This window comes from Hymenobacter setariae, from assembly GCF_007713685.1.
Taxonomy (GTDB): Bacteria; Bacteroidota; Bacteroidia; order Cytophagales; family Hymenobacteraceae; genus Hymenobacter; species Hymenobacter setariae.
Genome location: NZ_VMRJ01000002.1, coordinates 635963 through 652753, shown reverse-complemented (window position 1 = coordinate 652753; position 16791 = coordinate 635963). Strand labels below are relative to the sequence as shown.

Annotated in this window: 10 protein-coding genes; 9 read left to right on the top strand and 1 reads right to left on the bottom strand. The window is 58.0% G+C overall.

Annotated features, from left to right (window positions below; genetic code table 11):
• Positions 1-41: 41 nt before the first annotated feature.
• Positions 42-767 (bottom strand): NADPH-dependent F420 reductase, encoded by a 726-nt coding sequence (locus FNT36_RS09115; protein ID WP_144846624.1) that lies wholly within the window; start codon positions 765-767, stop codon positions 42-44.
• A gap of 453 nt (positions 768-1220) precedes the next feature.
• On the opposite strand from FNT36_RS09115, the gene FNT36_RS09110 reads away from it, so the two are divergent.
• From FNT36_RS09110 to FNT36_RS09070, 9 genes are all read left to right on the top strand, one after another.
• The gene (locus tag FNT36_RS09110) at positions 1221-1817 is read left to right on the top strand and encodes an RNA polymerase sigma factor (RefSeq protein WP_144846622.1); all 597 of its coding nucleotides are present in this window, start codon (positions 1221-1223) and stop codon (positions 1815-1817) included.
• 141 nt (positions 1818-1958) lie between these two features.
• Positions 1959-3026: a FecR family protein gene (locus tag FNT36_RS09105; protein ID WP_144846620.1), complete on the top strand. Its 1068-nt coding sequence runs from the start codon at positions 1959-1961 to the stop codon at positions 3024-3026.
• Positions 3027-3175: 149 nt separating this feature from the next.
• The gene (locus tag FNT36_RS09100; protein ID WP_233635800.1) at positions 3176-6598 is read left to right on the top strand and encodes a TonB-dependent receptor; all 3423 of its coding nucleotides are present in this window, start codon (positions 3176-3178) and stop codon (positions 6596-6598) included.
• 24 nt (positions 6599-6622) lie between these two features.
• Positions 6623-8236, top strand: a complete 1614-nt coding sequence (locus tag FNT36_RS09095; RefSeq protein WP_144846616.1) for a RagB/SusD family nutrient uptake outer membrane protein — start codon at positions 6623-6625, stop codon at positions 8234-8236.
• A gap of 493 nt (positions 8237-8729) precedes the next feature.
• Positions 8730-10403, top strand: a complete 1674-nt coding sequence (locus FNT36_RS09090; RefSeq protein WP_144846613.1) for a glycoside hydrolase family 43 protein — start codon at positions 8730-8732, stop codon at positions 10401-10403.
• A 33-nt stretch (positions 10404-10436) separates the two neighbouring features.
• Positions 10437-12368: a glycoside hydrolase family 97 protein gene (locus FNT36_RS09085; RefSeq protein ID WP_144846611.1), complete on the top strand. Its 1932-nt coding sequence runs from the start codon at positions 10437-10439 to the stop codon at positions 12366-12368.
• 66 nt (positions 12369-12434) lie between these two features.
• Positions 12435-13742: a glycoside hydrolase family 43 protein gene (locus FNT36_RS09080; RefSeq protein ID WP_144846609.1), complete on the top strand. Its 1308-nt coding sequence runs from the start codon at positions 12435-12437 to the stop codon at positions 13740-13742.
• Positions 13743-13839: 97 nt separating this feature from the next.
• Entirely contained in the window at positions 13840-15135 is a 1296-nt protein-coding gene (locus tag FNT36_RS09075) for a glycosyl hydrolase family 8 (protein WP_144846607.1), read from the top strand.
• 26 nt (positions 15136-15161) lie between these two features.
• Positions 15162-16754, top strand: a complete 1593-nt coding sequence (locus FNT36_RS09070; protein WP_144846605.1) for a glycoside hydrolase family 43 protein — start codon at positions 15162-15164, stop codon at positions 16752-16754.
• Positions 16755-16791 lie beyond the last annotated feature (37 nt).

The window sequence follows — 16791 nt, the reverse complement described above, 5'->3', positions numbered from 1 at the left end:
GCCGCGGCTTTTTTGTGTTGATTAAGCTAGAAATCTGACTGCTATTTCAGCTTAATGCCTTGAGCCTCCATTTGCTTTTCTTGCTCGGCGTGGTTGGCCAAGAACTGCGCGTGCTGCTCTTCGGTGCGGGTGCTGCCCAGGCTAGCCAGGTGCTGCTGCACTTCGGCGGCGGGCAAGTCATTGCAGTACACCGGCGTGCCGGGCTGCTGGCGCCACGACTCGTGCAGGCTGCCACCGTCCACAGCGTCAAAGCCTAGCTCTTCGACCAGCGCCATCACTTTTTGCTTGGCAGCGGCATCGTCGCCGGCCACGGGCAGCCCAATGCGGCCGGGCGTACCAGCTGGCTTACCCGCCTTTTCGAGGTGGTCAGCAAAGATGTTGTTGAACACCTTCACCACCGGGCGGCCTAGGTGCTGCTGCACCCACTCGCTTTCGGTGAGGTCGCCATGCTCTAGCTCGGGCAGGTGGCCATCGCGCAGCAAGGGGTAGTAGTTGCTGGTGTCGATGACGGGTACATCGGCAGCAACACCCTCAAACAAGTCTTTGGGCAGGTCGGGGATGTTTATCAGCGGGATGGTCACGACGATGATATCGCCGAAGTGGGCCGCCTCCTGCGCCGTGGCGGGGGTGGCGCCGGTTTTCTGGGCTACGCCGCCTAGGGTTTCGGGGCCGCGCGAGTTGGCAATGCGCACCGAGTGGCCGAGGCTAACGAGGCGCACGGCGAGAGCGCTGCCGATGTGGCCGGCCCCAATGATTCCAATCTTCATGGCTAAGGGATTTAATAAGTAGTTGCGGCGCAACGACTGCTCGCCGCGGTATTGCTCAAGACCACCCAGCCTACGAATTGTTTTTCGCTTCGTCAAGCTCCCTAGGTGTACTATTCTGAAAGTTAATTAGTTGAAATCATAGACGAGTAATCAGCAATTATCTCAATGCCTTCGCTTGGCACAGCGAGCATAGTTGGGCTAAATAGTTGACCTAGGTGAGCACAATTAGCATACAAAGCAGGCCTTGTAGCCTAGGGCTTATCTGGCTTCTGACACATGCTACCTACTACAATAAGCGGGGTAGTTTCTCATATCAATAGCACGGCAGCGGGACCAGGTAGCCGGCTCGGTGGTATTCAATGCATACAGGGTAGCAGCTAGTTGGCAACTTATTCATCAATAATTTGACGTTGATTTGTACATTAGCTTTTATTCCCACCACATTCTCTATTCATGTTAGCCTCTTCTTTCGGTAGGTATGCCTCCTTATCAGATGCAGACCTACTAGCCGCCCTGTGCGCCGATGATGAAGGGAGCTTCGCCGAAATCTATCAGCGCTACTGCTACCGATTATTTGAGCTAGCCTACCGCAAGCTAAAAAGCCGCGAAATCGCTGAAGAATTGGTGCAAGACCTATTCGAAAATCTCTGGAACCGGCGCGCTAGCCAACAGATAGATAAGCTGGAGCAGTACCTATTTTCGGCACTGCGCTACCGTATCATTAATTACATCAAGGGGCAGCAGGTGCGGGCGGGCTACGAGCTGTACTGCCGCCTTGCCTCTTCGGAGGCCGACACTGCTACCGAAGAAGCCCTGGCCCACAATGAGCTTAGCGCGGCGCTGCTTGCCAGCATTCGCAAGCTGCCCGACAAAACGCGCGAGATTTTTCAGCTCAGCCGGCTAGAGCAGTATTCGGTTGCCGAAATTTCGGGACGAGTAAACTTGTCGGAAAAAACGGTAGAGTATCACCTCACAAAATCGTTGAAGCTGCTTCGCAACTACCTGCGCGATTTCTTGGTATTGGTGGTAGTCACGCTCTGGCATTTTTAAGCTTTCGCCTACATAAAATACTGATTTACTGTTATTAAAAATTAACTCGCTAACTTTCTGCAAAAAAAGTTGGCGATAGCATTAGGGGTTAAAGCGAGTTAGCTGACTTGTTAACTGAAGCCCCCTACTCTCTCGCCGCTCGTGACGGAAGCCAAATTCTACTTATTGCTCCAACGCTACCTCGACGGCCGCTGCACGCCCGCCGAGCAGGCGCGAGTGGCCCAGTGGTACGACCAACTGCAAGACCAGGCCGTGGACGCCCGTCCGCTACCTAGCCAGCAGCAGCAAGCTGTCGAAGCCGCCATCTGGCAGCGGCTACAACTCGACCCAGCCCAACCGAAGCTCGCTCCTCGCGTGCGCCGCTTGCCCACTAGCATTTGGCACACGCCCCAGCTGCGCTGGGCCGCCGGTATAGGCCTTCTCTTGCTAGGGCTAGGTGGGCTGCTGCCAGCAGTTCAACACTGGCAGGGCGCCCAGTCGACCACCGCCACTACATCGGCGCGCGGCTGGACGCGCCACCACAATACCACCTCCCAGGCGCAGGTAGTGCAGCTGCCCGATGCCAGCCGCGTTACGCTGCAGCCGGGCAGTACGCTGCGCTACATCACCGCGCTGGCCGGTGCTCGGCGCGAGGTATACCTAGAGGGAGAAGCTTACTTTCAGGTACATAAGAACCCAGCGCGGCCCTTCCTGGTGTTTACTAGCCAGGTAGTGACTACGGTACTGGGCACGAGCTTCGATGTGAAAGCTTATCCCGGTAGTGCGCAGGCCTTGGTGGCCGTGCGCGAGGGCAAGGTAGCCGTGCAGCCCCGCCAAACGGCTCAGCTCGATGCGACCCCCGCGCACCCCGCAAAGGCTGGCGTGGTGCTGCTGCCCAACCAGCAAGTAGTATATGCAGTGGCTAGCCACCAACTGAAAAAAGAGTTGGTTGACAAACCGGCCGTGCTAGTGCCACAAGCTTTCGAGTTTGAAGAACGGCCCGTGACTGAAGTGCTCGCGGCGCTAGAAAAGGCCTACGGTGTACCCATCTACTATGATAAGCAGAAGCTGGCAGGCTGCACAGTCAGCATCACGTTCTACGACGAGCCGCTATTTGAAAAATTAGGCTTGCTCTGCAAGTCCCTAGGTGCCTACTACACGCTTGCTGATACTCAAATCACTATCCACAGTACGGGTTGCCAAGCCGACCCGGTGCCGCCGCGCAGCTAAGTGGCGCGTTGCAAAGACTAGCTAGCGGCTAGGCCTTGCCGAAGAACCTGCCTTCTTCCATACGCAATATTCTATTTATCAACAACCTAACCGCATTTGCAAAAATGCTGAACGGCTTCTCCTTTTCTTTATTTTCCCCACCCTTACCCATGAAAAACCAGGTACAGTTTTCCCCACCTCTTCGGCCATTGCTTCGAGGCTTGTTGCTGCCGGCCGTCGTGGCTTGCCTGCAAACCAACCCGGCCCTCGCACATGTACATGCCACTACCCAAACCGTGCTAGAGCGCACCGTGACGGTGCAAGTAGAAGGTCAATCGATAAAGGCCATCTTGGGTCAATTAGCGAAGCAAGCCAACATCCGCTTCGTGTATAGCCAGCAGCTCGTGGGGGCCGACCGCAAAGTGACGGTGCGGGCACAAAACCAGCCGTTAGCCTCGGTACTCGATGAGATTTTTGCGCCATCTAAGATTGAGTATGAGATAAACCATGACCGCATCGTACTCCGGCTTCCCGCAAAGACTACTTCCGCAAACGATTCCGGTAGTTCTAGCCTGGCGCCAGAGGCGGTACCAGTTACCGGTAAAGTAGTTGATGCCAAGGGTGCGGGCCTGCCCGGCGTGACGGTGCTCGTGAAGGGCACCACCACGGGCACGAGCACGGGCCCCGATGGCAGCTTCAGCATTCAAGCGCCCGAAAACAGCGTGCTGGTGTTCAGCTTTGTGGGCTACACGCGGCAAGAGTTGCCGGTGACCGGCGCGGCCAGTAACCTCACCGTGACACTGGCCGAGAATACGCAAGACCTCAACGACGTAGTCGTAATCGGCTACGGCACAGCTCGCAAAAGCGACCTGACCGGCGCCGTGGCTTCGGTAAGCAGCGCGCAGCTCACGCAGGTAGCTACCTCTGACCCCGTGCAGGCCTTGCAAGGCCGCGTATCCGGCGTAGAAGTAACATCCAACAGCGGGCAGCCGGGTTCGGGTACCCGCATCCGGGTGCGGGGCGTGGGCACCATCAACAACAGCGACCCGCTGTACGTGGTAGATGGCGTGCAAACCAGCGACATCGGCTTTTTGCTACCTGCTGATATTGAATCGACCGAGATTCTGAAAGACGCTTCGGCCACGGCTATCTACGGTTCGCGCGGGGCCAACGGCGTGGTGCTCATCACCACCAAGCACGGCAAGGCGGGCGCCACGCAGTTTAACCTGACGGGCTACACGGGCTTCCAGCAAATTCGGCGCGAGCTGCCCCTCACCACCGCCGCCCAGTACGCGACGCTCGTGACGGAGGCTTACACCAACGACGGCAAACAGCTGCCCGACTATGGTCCGCAGCTGCAGAACGCCATCGCCACTAACGCTGAAGGCACCGACTACCAGAAGCTACTGACGCAGAAAGGCTTAATTACCAACTATAGTTTGTCGGCTTCGGGTGGTACTGAGCAAAACCGCTACCTCGTGAGCGGCAGCTACTTCCAGCAAAACGGCATTATTAAGAATTCGGGCTTTCGGAAGTTCGTGATTCGGGTAAATGACGACGTGGTGCTCACCAAGCACATTAAGGCGGGCGTAGCAGCCATATTTACCAACAACAACCAGACGGGCAGCGGCGATGGCCAAGGCGGCTCGCAGCCGTACACCGTGCTGCAATACGCTCTGCAAATCAATCCCATTCTCAACCCCTTCGGCCCCAACGGCACTTATACCGAGGACGTTATTACGCGCAATACGCTGAACGTGGCGCGCTTGGTCGACGAGCAGAAATACAACAAGATTCAGAACAACAACCTGTTCAGCAGCAGCTACCTCGACGTGTCGCTGTTTAAAGGGTTGTCGTTCCGCTCTACGTTCGGCATCAATTACTTTAACAACCACCCCAAAACTTACCAGCCGCAGTACTATATCGGGCCGTTCGACCAGCGGGCGCAGAGCGCGCTCATTGAGACGCGCAGCGAAAATGTAAGCTGGGTGTGGTCGAACTACTTCAACTACAACAAGACCTTCGGGGATAACAGCAACCTTTCTTTTACCCTAGGGCAGGAGGCGCAGCGCGGCTACGGCAACGGCATTTCCATCACGGCCTACAACGTGCCGCTCGATGCCTCGCTGCAATACGCGTCGGCCTCGCGTAGCACCGGCAACGTAGTGCGCAGTTCGCAGTACGACGGCGGCTTGCTCTCGTACTTCGGCCGGGCCAACTACAACTTCCGCGACCGCTACCTCCTCACGGGTACGCTGCGCTTCGACCAGACTTCTAAGTTTCTCGGGCCAGTGCGCACGGGCACGTTCCCCTCGGTGGGCGCCGCCTGGAACATCTCCAACGAGAACTTCCTCAAGGACGTCAGCTACGTATCGGTGCTGAAGCTGCGGGCCAGCTACGGGCAAGTGGGCAACCAAAACGCCGCGCCGAACTACGGCTACGCCTCGGTGGCAAACAACAATCAGATTTACGTCTTCAATGGTACGCCCGCGCCCGGCCTGGCCATCACCCAGATTAACAACCCGGATTTGAAGTGGGAAACGGCCGTCACGACAGATGTGGGCGTGGATGCCGAGTTTTTCAACAACAAGCTGACCTTTACGGCCGACTACTTCGAGCGCCGCACCCAGGACATGATTGCCCTGCTGCCGGTGCCCGACTACGTAGGCCAGGCTCCGGCCAGCGCCAACGTGGGCGCCCTGCGCAACCGCGGCCTGGAACTCGCCCTGAACTACCGCAATGCCGTTGGCAAATTGCAGTACAACGTGGGCGTCAACTTCACGAAAATCAATAACGTCGTAACCAGCCTAGGGGGCGGCAACGCCATTGCGGCCGGCAACGTGCTGCCGCAAATCGGCAACACCACCCTCACCGACGTGGGCCGCGAAATTGCATTCTACTACGGCTTGCAGGCCCAGGGTGTGTTTCATAACCAAGCCGAAATCGACTCTTATAAAAACGCCGCCGGTGCGCTGGTGCAGCCCGGTGCCAAGCCCGGCGACGTGCGCTACCAGGACACCAATGGCGACGGCCAGATTACGGCTTCCGACAACACCTACCTAGGCAGCGGCACGCCCAGTTTCACGTACGGCGCCTCGCTGAACCTGAACTACGGAGGCTTCGATTTCCGCATGCTACTCTACGGGGTGCAGGGCGCCGAAGCCATCAACGGCGGGGCCTTCAACCTGTCGAAATCGGCTGACTTTGTGGGGGTGTGGAGCAACTTCTACGCGAACCGCCTGGACCGCTGGACGCCCAGCAACCCTAACAGCAACCAACCCCGCGTGACCGCGACCGACACCAACGGCAACGACAAGTTCAGCAGCCGCTACGTGGAGAACGCCAGCTACCTGCGCGCCCGCAACATGGAAATCGGCTACACACTGCCCCAGGCCTTGCTCGGCAAGGTGCAGGTGAAAGGTGCTCGCGTGTTTGCCTCGGTTGATAACGTGTTCACCATCACGAAGTACACAGGCTACGACCCCGAAATTTCGACCGTGGCTAATTACAACAATCCCCTGTCGTACGGCGTGGACTACGGCAACTATCCGCAGGCCCGCACCTACCGCCTAGGCTTCAACGTGCAGTTCTAATTCGCTCTTTCCCACCTGTTCTATATGAAATCCACCCGCACCGCCGCCTTGCTCGGCCTGCTATTTACTACGGCTCTTACTCCGGGCTGCAAAGACTTTCTGGACAAGCAGCCCCTAGGTACCACCACCCAGGACAACCTCTTCAAAGACCCCACCAACGCCGTTCAGGCCATCAACGCCACTTATGACGTGGCTGCCTGGGACCAGGGCCCCAAGTGGGGCGACCCCAACGGACAGTACGTGGCCCAGACCTACGAATGGATGTTTGGGGACCTTATGACCGATGACTCTGAAAAAGGGGGCAGCTCGGCCAGCGACTTCGGGCCCCTCATCGAGCTCAAAACCTGGAACATTCCGCCCTCCAACCAAACCATTACCACGCTGTGGGTACACAGCTTCACGGGTATCGCGCGGGCCAATACGGTAATTAACAACATCGACGCGGGCACCATCGACGCGGCGCTGAAATCGCGCCTGAAGGGCGAAGCCTTGTTTTTGCGGGCGTACTTCTACTTCAATCTCGTGAAGGCCTTTGGGGGCGTGCCGCTGTTTGAGAAAACCGTGACGCCCGCCGAGGCGCCCAACGTGAGCCGCGCCACCATCGCCCAGACCTACGCCTTCATTGAGAAAGATTTGAAGGCTGCCGCTGCCTTGCTGCCTGAGAAGAACGCCTACGCCCAGGCCGACCTAGGCCGGGCTACTAAGGGCGCCGCCAACGGCTACCTGGCCCGCGCCATTCTATACCAGTTGGGCACCGTGAATGGCAACAACCACACGTGGCAGGAGGTGTATGACATTACGAGCACTATTATCAGCTCGACCCAGTACAGCCTATACCCCAACTACGCGGCCATTCACCAGGACATTGGCGAGAACAGCAGCGAGTCGCTGTTCGAGATTCAATTTGGGTCGGACAACAATGGCTACGGTCCCATCTCAATCGGTACGACCAACAACATCTTCCAAAACAACCGCAAGACGTTTGGCTACGGGTTCAACAACCCCACGCAGAACCTGGTGAATGAGTTTGAGGCCAACGACCCGCGCAAGGAAGTCACGATTATCAAGAACAACGACTACGTGCTGGGCATCCTCAACCCCGTCGATATCACGCAGAATGCTACGGGCTACTTCAACCGCAAGGCGGCCATTATCGCCCCCAACGCGCCGGAGTCGGGCCCGCAGAACATCCGCAAGCTGCGCTACGCCGACATCTTGCTGATGAAGGCTGAAGCCGCCGCCCAACTCAGCCGGCCCACCGAAGCCATCGCCTTGGTGAACCAGGTGCGCGCCCGTGCCCGGGTATCGACCCGCCCGCCCGGCACCACCTTAGGGAGCCTGAGCTATGAGCCCGCCAATACCCCCGCCGGCACCCTCCCCGACTTGGCGCCCGGCTTGTCGGGCAGCGCGCTGCTCACCGCCATCTGGCACGAGCGCCGGGTTGAGTTTGCCGAGGAATCGCTGCGCTTCTGGGACCTCGTGCGCACGGGCCGCTATCTGAACGTTTTACCGGCCGATGTACGGGCCCGGGCTGCGTCGCACGTAGCCACCGAAACCTCGGTGAACCCGATGCCGCTGCTGCCCATTTCGCTGAACGACGCCCAGAGCTGGAAGCTTCCGCAAAACCCTGGCTATTAATAAGTCCCTCTTTCACGCTGGCTGCTGATAGGCTGGCGTGAAAAACAAACTTGGGCGGCAGTGGCCTGCGCCACTTGACAGCCGCTAAAATCCACCTTTTCCGTTTCTCTCCTTGCCGCAAGCCCTCGTTGTAAAATGACCCTGGACGCATTACTAGGGTCGTTTTGCAGCGGGGGTTTGTCTTTCAATTACTCCTACCCTAGCCTCTACCAGCAGTCTGTAGCTCGCTTTCTGGGTGGCCTTAGGATTAAAAAATAAGGGTATAGCCTACAGAGCGGCGCTCTATTAGTAGCTGCTAGTTACTAGGAAATGAGCTTGTCTGAACACGAGCCGCTCTGCTTAACCTAGGCGACTGCTACTAGGGCAATACCTATCGGTAAAGTTGCGCTGAAAAAGAAACTGTAGCTTAGCCGCGGCACCTAGTTTGGCACCTAGCAGTGCCTATACAACTGCCTCTTTTCTGCGCCGAAGTAGAAGCATTTAATCACCATCAATGAATACAAAACAGTTTTTTGCCGCTTTACTCCTAGGTATGCTGCCAACATCGGCACTGCTTGCACAATCGATTGAGTTAGCCAACCCCATTTTGACGGGTTTTTACCCCGACCCAAGCATTACCAAAGTCGGCAAGGACTATTACTTGGTTAACTCCACGTTTTCATACTTCCCTGGCATTCCGGTAATGCACAGCCGCGACCTGAAAAACTGGAAGCAGATTGGGAACGTGATAGACCGGCCCTCCCAAATGACCTTCATGGGCGACCGCATGACCCGCGGGTTGTTTGCGCCGGCCATTGAGTATCACAACGGCACGTACTATGTCACCTGCACACTGATTGACCACAAAGGCAACTTTGTGGTGACGGCTAAGAACCCCGCCGGGCCTTGGAGCAACCCGACTTTCTTACCCGAGGTGCGGGGCATCGACCCTTCGCTGTACTTCGAGGGCGACAAGGCCTACGTCATTTACAACAGCGACCCGCCCGGCACGCCCCTATACGATGGGCACCGCTCCATCAAGATTATTGAGCTGAATCCGCAGACGCTGCAAACCGTGGGCGAAGCCAAGATTGTGGTAAATGGCGGCGTTGACCTGAGCAAAAAGCCCGTTTGGATTGAGGGCCCGCACCTGATGAAGCGCGGCGATTGGTACTATCTCTATGCGGCCGAAGGCGGTACCTCGGTTAATCATACCGAGGTAGTGTTTCGCAGCAAGGCGGCCCTAGGCCCGTTCGTACCCTACGAGAAGAACCCTATCCTCTCGCAGCGCGAGCTGCCCCGCGACCGCAAAGACCCCATTACTTCGGCGGGACACGCGCAGTTTGTGGAGGGTCCTGATGGCAAGACCTACGCCATTTTCCTGGCGGTGCGGCCCTACGAAGGCAATTTCTATAACACGGGCCGCGAAACGTTTATCGTGCCAGTAGAGTGGAAAGATGAGTGGCCCATAACGGTGCCTGGCCCCAACGGCGTGCAGTATGCTTACAAGGCCAACTTCCCCGAGGTAAAGCAGCCTGGCGCCCTGCCCCAGAGCGGCAACTTTGCCTACACGCTCACCTTTGAGAAGCAGCTCGACCCGGCGCTCCTGTTCATGCGCACGGTGGACAGCACCAATTTTTCGCTGAGCAAAGCCAAGGGACTTACTATAAAGCTAAAGCCAGAAACGGTAGCCGAAACTGGCAACCCGGCCTTCATCGGCAAGCGGCAGCAGCACATGTATGGCAGCGCCGAAACCGAGCTAACTTTCTCGGCCAAGGCGGCCAACGAAACGGCGGGCCTAGTTGCCTTTCAGGACGAGAAACACTTCTACTTCCTCTGCAAATCGGTAGAGAATGGCAAGCCCGTTGTGCAATTGCTCAAGAGCACAGCCGACACTAAGAATACCGAGCTGCTAGCGAAAGCACCGCTGAAAGCGGCGGCTGGCAAGGTGCAACTGCGCATCAATGCCGACGGCGACACCTACAGCTTCCGCTTTTCGGAGGACGGCAAGAACTATACGCTATTGAAAGACAAGGTAGATGCGCGCTTTCTGAGCACGCAGGTGGCCGGCGGCTTCATAGGTTGCCTCTACGGCATGTACGGCACCTCGGCCAGGCAGCCCACCACCAACACTGCCTCCTTCAAATGGCTGAAGTACGAAGGGCACGACCCCATGTATAAAAAATAAACCTGCGGTCTGCTACACTTCCATTCTTCCTATATGCGCTTATTCCCACTCCTTTGCCTGCTGGCACTTCCCCTGGCCGCCGCTCAGGCTGCCCAGCAGCCCATTCGTATCAGCAGCCCCGACGGGGCCGTGCTGGTGACCGTAGACATAACTGCCCAAGGGCAGCCCACCTATGCCGTGCGTTACCGCCAGGCCGAACTGCTGCGACCCTCGCACCTAGGTCTGCGCCTCGCCAGCGCTGACCTCACGCAAGGTCTGAAGCTGACTAAGGCCGACAAGCAAACCGCCGTTGCCGACGACTACCAACTGGCCACCGACAAGCGCGCCAACTGTCGCTACCGGGCCAACCGGCGCGTGCTGCACTTCGCAGGCAAGGCCGGGGCGCCGCAGCTCAGCGTGGTGTTTCAGGTGTCGAACGATGGGGTGGCGTTTCAGTACGTGCTGGAAGGCCCGAGTCAGGAAGTGCAGCGCATCACGGCCGAGAGCACCACGTTTCACCTGCCGGCCGGGGCGAAGGGCTGGCTGCACCCGCACGCCAAAGCCCAGACAGGCTTTGCCAACACGCAGCCCTCGTACGAGGAGAATTACCAGCGCGGCATCGCGGCTGGCACCCCGTCTACCATCGGACAGGGGTGGTCGTTCCCGGCCTTGTTTCAAACCAACGGGCACTGGGTGCTGCTGACTGAGGCTGGCATGGGACGCACCTACGCCGGCACCCACCTAGCCCACGAGTCGCCCGATGCCGAGTACGGCATTGCCTTTCCACAGCCGCCCGAAAAAACCACGCCCGACGCGGCCTTGCTGCCCGAAAGCCGCCTACCGTGGAGCACTCCCTGGCGCGTGGTAGTGGTTGGCAATTCACTAGCGCCCATCGTAGAATCGACCTTGACGACCGACCTAAGCGCACCCGCTAAAACGCCAGTGCTCACTGAGGCGCCCGGCAAGTCGTCGTGGTCATGGGTACTGATGGGTGACCAAAACACTACCTATGACGTGCAGCGCCGCTTCATTGATTACGCCGCCAATATGGGCTGGCGCTACTGCCTGGTCGATGCCTTATGGGATAAGCAGATAGGCTACGACAAAACGCAGGAGCTAGCCCAGTATGCGCGTTCTAAAAACGTAGGCCTGCTAGTGTGGTACAATTCAAACGGCCACTGGAACCAAGCCCCGCAAACGCCTACCAACGTGCTCTTTGAAGCCGAAAGCCGGCGCAAGGAGTTTGCCCGTATTAAGCAGATGGGCGTGGCCGGCGTGAAAATCGACTTCTTCGGGGGCGATGGACAATCGTTTATGAACTACTACCAGGACATTCTGGTAGATGCCGCCCAGGCTGGCCTGTTGGTGAATTTTCATGGCGCTACCCTACCTAGGGGCTGGAATCGCACCTACCCCAACCTCATGACCATGGAAGCCGTGAAGGGCTTCGAGTTCTTGACCTTCGACCAGCGCAACACCGACCAGGAGCCGACCCACTGCGCCACGCTGCCCTTCACCCGCAACGCCGTGGGCCCGATGGACTTCACGCCTATGGCCTTTTCGGAGATACGCGGCAAGCAGCGCCGCACCTCCAATGCCTTCGAGTTGGCCTTATCGGTGCTGTTTCAGTCGGGCATCCAGCACTATGCCGAGGTGCCCGAGGGCATGGCTGCGCAGCCGGCCTACGTGCAAGACTTCGTGAAAAAGCTACCCCCCCGCTGGGCCGACGTGAAGCTGATGGACGGCTTCCCCGGCGAGTACGCGGTGCTGGCCCGCCAGGCCCCCGGCGGCGGGTGGTACGTGGCCGGCATCAACGCCACCGACGCGCCCAAAACCATCCAGCTAGACCTAGGCAAGCTGGGCTTAAAAAGCGGTACGCTCATCACCGACGGCGACACTAACCGCAGCTTCAGCACCCGAGCCGTGGCGGGCAACACTGTCAGCGTAACGCTGCCGGCTCGGGGCGGCTTTGTGGTGCAGCCCTAGGTCCTCTGCTTGGCTTAGCCCCCTGCTTAGTGGACCTTTTCATTTCTATCTGAAAACCTGCTTTTTATGAAGCACCAGTTTTTGACCGCTCTTCTGACCCTAGCCGCCTGCATCACGCTACGGGCACAGAACCCTATCATCCAAACCAAGTTCACGGCCGACCCAGCGCCGATGGTGTACCGCGATACTGTGTTTCTCTATACCGGCCATGATGAGGACGATGCCAAGGGGTTTAAGATGTACAATTGGCTGCTGTACACCTCCACCGACATGGTAAACTGGACCGACCACGGCGCGGTCGCTTCTACCAAAAGCTTCAACTGGTCGCCGCAAAACGGCGCGTGGGCGGCGCAGTGCATCGCGCGCAACGGCAAGTTTTACCTCTATTGCCCCATCCACGTCAAGGGCATCGGGGTGCTGGTCTCGGATAGTCCCTATGGCCCTTTCACCGACCCGCTAGGCAAGCCATTGATTCAGAATGGTCCTGACGATATCGACCCCACCGTTTATATCGACGACGATGGGCAGGCCTACTTGTACTGGGGCAATCCGAACCTGTATTACGTCAAGCTGAACGAGGATATGATTTCCTATTCGGGCGGCATTGTCAAATTGCCTACCAAGCCGAAGGATTACCAGGAAGGCCCGTGGTTTTATAAGCGCAAAGACAAGTACTACGTGGCGTATGCCTCGACTTGCTGCCCCGAGGGCATCGGCTACAGCATGAGTACCAGCCCCACGGGCCCCTGGAACTACACTGGCACGCTCATGGACCACGACCGTCGGTCGAACGGTAACCACCCGGGCATCATCGACTACAAGGGCAACTCCTACCTGTTTGGCTTCAACTACGCCATTTCCAAGGCCCTGTCGCCGACGCACACCGAGCGGCGCTCCGTGTGCGTGGCCAAGCTGACGTACAACCCGGACGGCACTATTCAGCAGCTGCCGTTTTGGTCGGAAGAGGGCGTGGACCGCGTGGCCATCTTAAACCCCTATAAGCGCACCGAGGCGGAAACTATTGCCTTGAGCCAGGGCCTAAAAACTAGCAAAGGGCCTAATGGCGTGTACGTAACGAATATAGACAACGGCGATTACATCAAAGTCAAAGGCGTTGATTTTGAGAAGGGAGCGAAAGAGTTCATGGCTTCGGTAGCCAGTACTTCTTCCAATTCAGCCATTGAACTACATCTGGACAGCCCCACGGGTGCTTTGCTGGGAACACTAAAAGTGAAGGACACTGGTAACCTAGGAAGCTGGATGATGCAGTCGTGCAAAGTCAGCCGGAAGAGTGGCATCCACGACGTGTACTTCGTCTTCAAAGCAGCCGGTAATAACCAGCTCTTATTCGACTGGTGGCAGTTTAATCAATAGATAAGGCCAGCTTCCGCGCCCAGTACGAGCGGCAAGCTGGCCGCGGCCGGTGCCTTGCACTTAAACCTCTATTCCTTATTTGCTATCCTTCTCCCACATGAATTCCCACCTCACTTCACTTTTTCGGACGGGCCGGCTGCTCGGCCTAATTAGCTTGCTAGGCATAGGGGCTACCACGGCAGTGGCCCAACGCCCGGCTAAACAGCCAGCGTCAGGGGCCTTTTACACGGGCAAATACCCGAGCTTGCTGCGGGAGGCTGGCTACAGCCAAGCGGCCATCGACCAGAAGGTAACCCAAGCTTACCACGATGTATTTGAAGGGTCCAACAAGGTGTACTTCGAGGTAGGTGATTCGATGGCCTACGTGTCGGATGTGAAAAACCACGATGCCCGCACCGAAGGCATGTCGTACGGAATGATGGTGGCCGTGCAGCTCAACAAAAAGGAGGTGTTTGACCGCCTCTGGCGCTGGTCGAAGAAGAACTTGCAGCACCAGAGCGGGCCGCTGGAAGGCTACTTCGCCTGGAGCTTCAGCACTACCACGATGAAGCTAAATTCGGAAGGTCCGGCTTCGGATGGGGAGCTGTATTTCGTTACGAGCCTGCTGTTTGCGGCCAACCGCTGGGGCAATGCTACTGGTATCAACTACTACCAAGAGGCTCGCCGCATTCTGGATGCCTCGTGGAAAAAAGACGGCACCGGCGGCGTGCGTAACCTCATGAACACTGAGCACAAGCAAATCACCTTTGTGCCGGTGGGGGATATGTACAACTGGACCGACCCATCGTACCACCTGCCGGCTTTTCTGGAAGTGTGGGCTACTTACGCCAAGGATGGGCACGAGCAATTTTACCGGGCCTGCGCCGATACGTCGCGGGCGTTTCTGCACCGCGCCTGCGCCGCGCCCACCGGCCTCAACTACGACTACACTGAGTTTAGCGGCAAGCCGCACGCTACCAAATGGGCGCCCCCAGCTTTCCGCTACGACTCGTGGCGGGTGCCCATGAACATTGCCATGGACTACGTGTGGTTCGGCAAGGACAAAGTCTGGCAGGAGCAGTATGCGCGGCGGTTTCAGGGGTTTCTGCGCGGCAAGGGCCTGAACACGTTCGAGGACCAGTTTAATGTGGATGGCTCGCGGCCCGACTTCATTTTGCAGGCCGGCGACGTCAAGAAACTACGGCATTCGCTGGGGCTGGTGGCTACCAGCGGGGCGGCTTCGCTCATGCACCAAGACCGGGACCTAGGGTTTGTGCACGCACTCTGGAACGCCAAGCTGGCCCCCTACGAGGACGGCTACTTCGACCCGTACTACGACGGTCTATTGTATCTATTCAGCTTGATGCACCTAAGCGGCAAGTACCAGGCTATCAAACCCACGACCCATCACTAACACCTCAGCGCGGCAATCTCCCACCCATGTCACACTTCTTAAAGCGCAGCACTTTATTCTTCGGAATAGTCCTCGCATCAGCCGTTGCTTCACCGCTACTGGCGCAGGTGAAGCAGGCGCAAAACCCCATCATCTACGCCGACGTGCCCGACCTCTCGATGCTACGGGTGGGGGACACGTACTACATGAGCAGCACGACCATGCACATGACGCCGGGCGTGCCCATCATGAAGTCGAAGGACCTCGTGAACTGGCACCTCGTGAGCTACGCCTCCGATACCCTAGGTGGCCAGGACGAGCTAGCGCTCCGCAACGGCAAAAGCACTTACGGCCGCGGCTCGTGGGCGAGCAGTTTGAGGTTTCACAACGGCACCTACTACGTTTCGACCTTCGCCCAAACGACGGGCAAGACCTATATCTATTCTACCAAGAACATCGAGAAAGGCCCTTGGAAAGCCGTATCGTTTAAGCCGAGCTACCACGACCATTCCCTGTTTTTCGACGATGATGGCCGCGTGTATCTGATATACGGCGCCGGCAAACTGCGGCTGGTTGAACTGACAGCCGACGCCTCTGGCGTAAAGCCCGGCGCCACGGAGCAAGTGCTGATAGAAAACGCTAGTACCCCGGCCGGTCCCAACCTAGGTCTGCCCGCCGAAGGCTCGCAACTGTTCAAAATCAAAGGCAAGTACTACCTCTTCAATATCACGTGGCCGAAGGGCGGCATGCGCACCGTGGTGGTGCACCGGGCCGATAAGCTCACGGGGCCTTACGAAGGCCGCGTGGCGCTGCAAGACCTAGGGGTAGCGCAAGGTGGCCTCATCGACACGCCCGATGGGCGTTGGTTTTCCTACCTCTTCCGCGACAACGGCGCTGTGGGCCGCATCCCGTATCTGGTGCCCGTGACGTGGACTGATGGCTGGCCGGTGTTGGGTAGTCCAGCTGGCAAGGTGCCCACCACGCTAGCCCTACCCGCCAGTAAAGGTCTGATTCCCGGAATCGTAGCCTCGGATGAATTTGCCCGGCGCAAGGGCGAGCCTGCGCTGCCGCTGGTGTGGCAGTGGAACCACAATCCTGAAAATACTCTCTGGTCGCTCACCGACCGCCCCGGCTATCTACGCCTCAAAACTGGCCGCGTGGATACTACCTTTCTGCTGGCCCGCAATACCCTCACGCAACGCACCATCGGGCCGACTAGCGCCGGCACAACGGCTCTGGATGTATCGCACCTGAAAGACGGTGATTTTGCGGGCCTAGCCCTCCTGCAAAAGCGCTACGGCCTAGTGGGGGTAGACTACCGCAACGGCGCCAAATCCATCGTCATGATTAGCGCCGAATCGGAGAAGCCCGTGGAGCTACAGCGCCTGCCGCTAACGCAGACCACGGTGTATTTCAAGGCCGAATGTGACTTCACGGAGCGTAAAGACGTGGCGACTTTCTTCTACAGCCTCGATGGCAAAACGTGGAAAGCCATCGGCGGGCCGCTCAAGATGGCCTACACGCTGCCCCACTTTATGGGCTACCGGTTTGGGCTGTTCAACTACGCCACCAAGTCTCCCGGTGGCTACGCTGATTTCGATTACTTCCGCATTACGGGTAAGACTACTGGAGCCAAGTAACCTGCTCCCTAGGTCATGCAGCGCATTCTGCGCATGA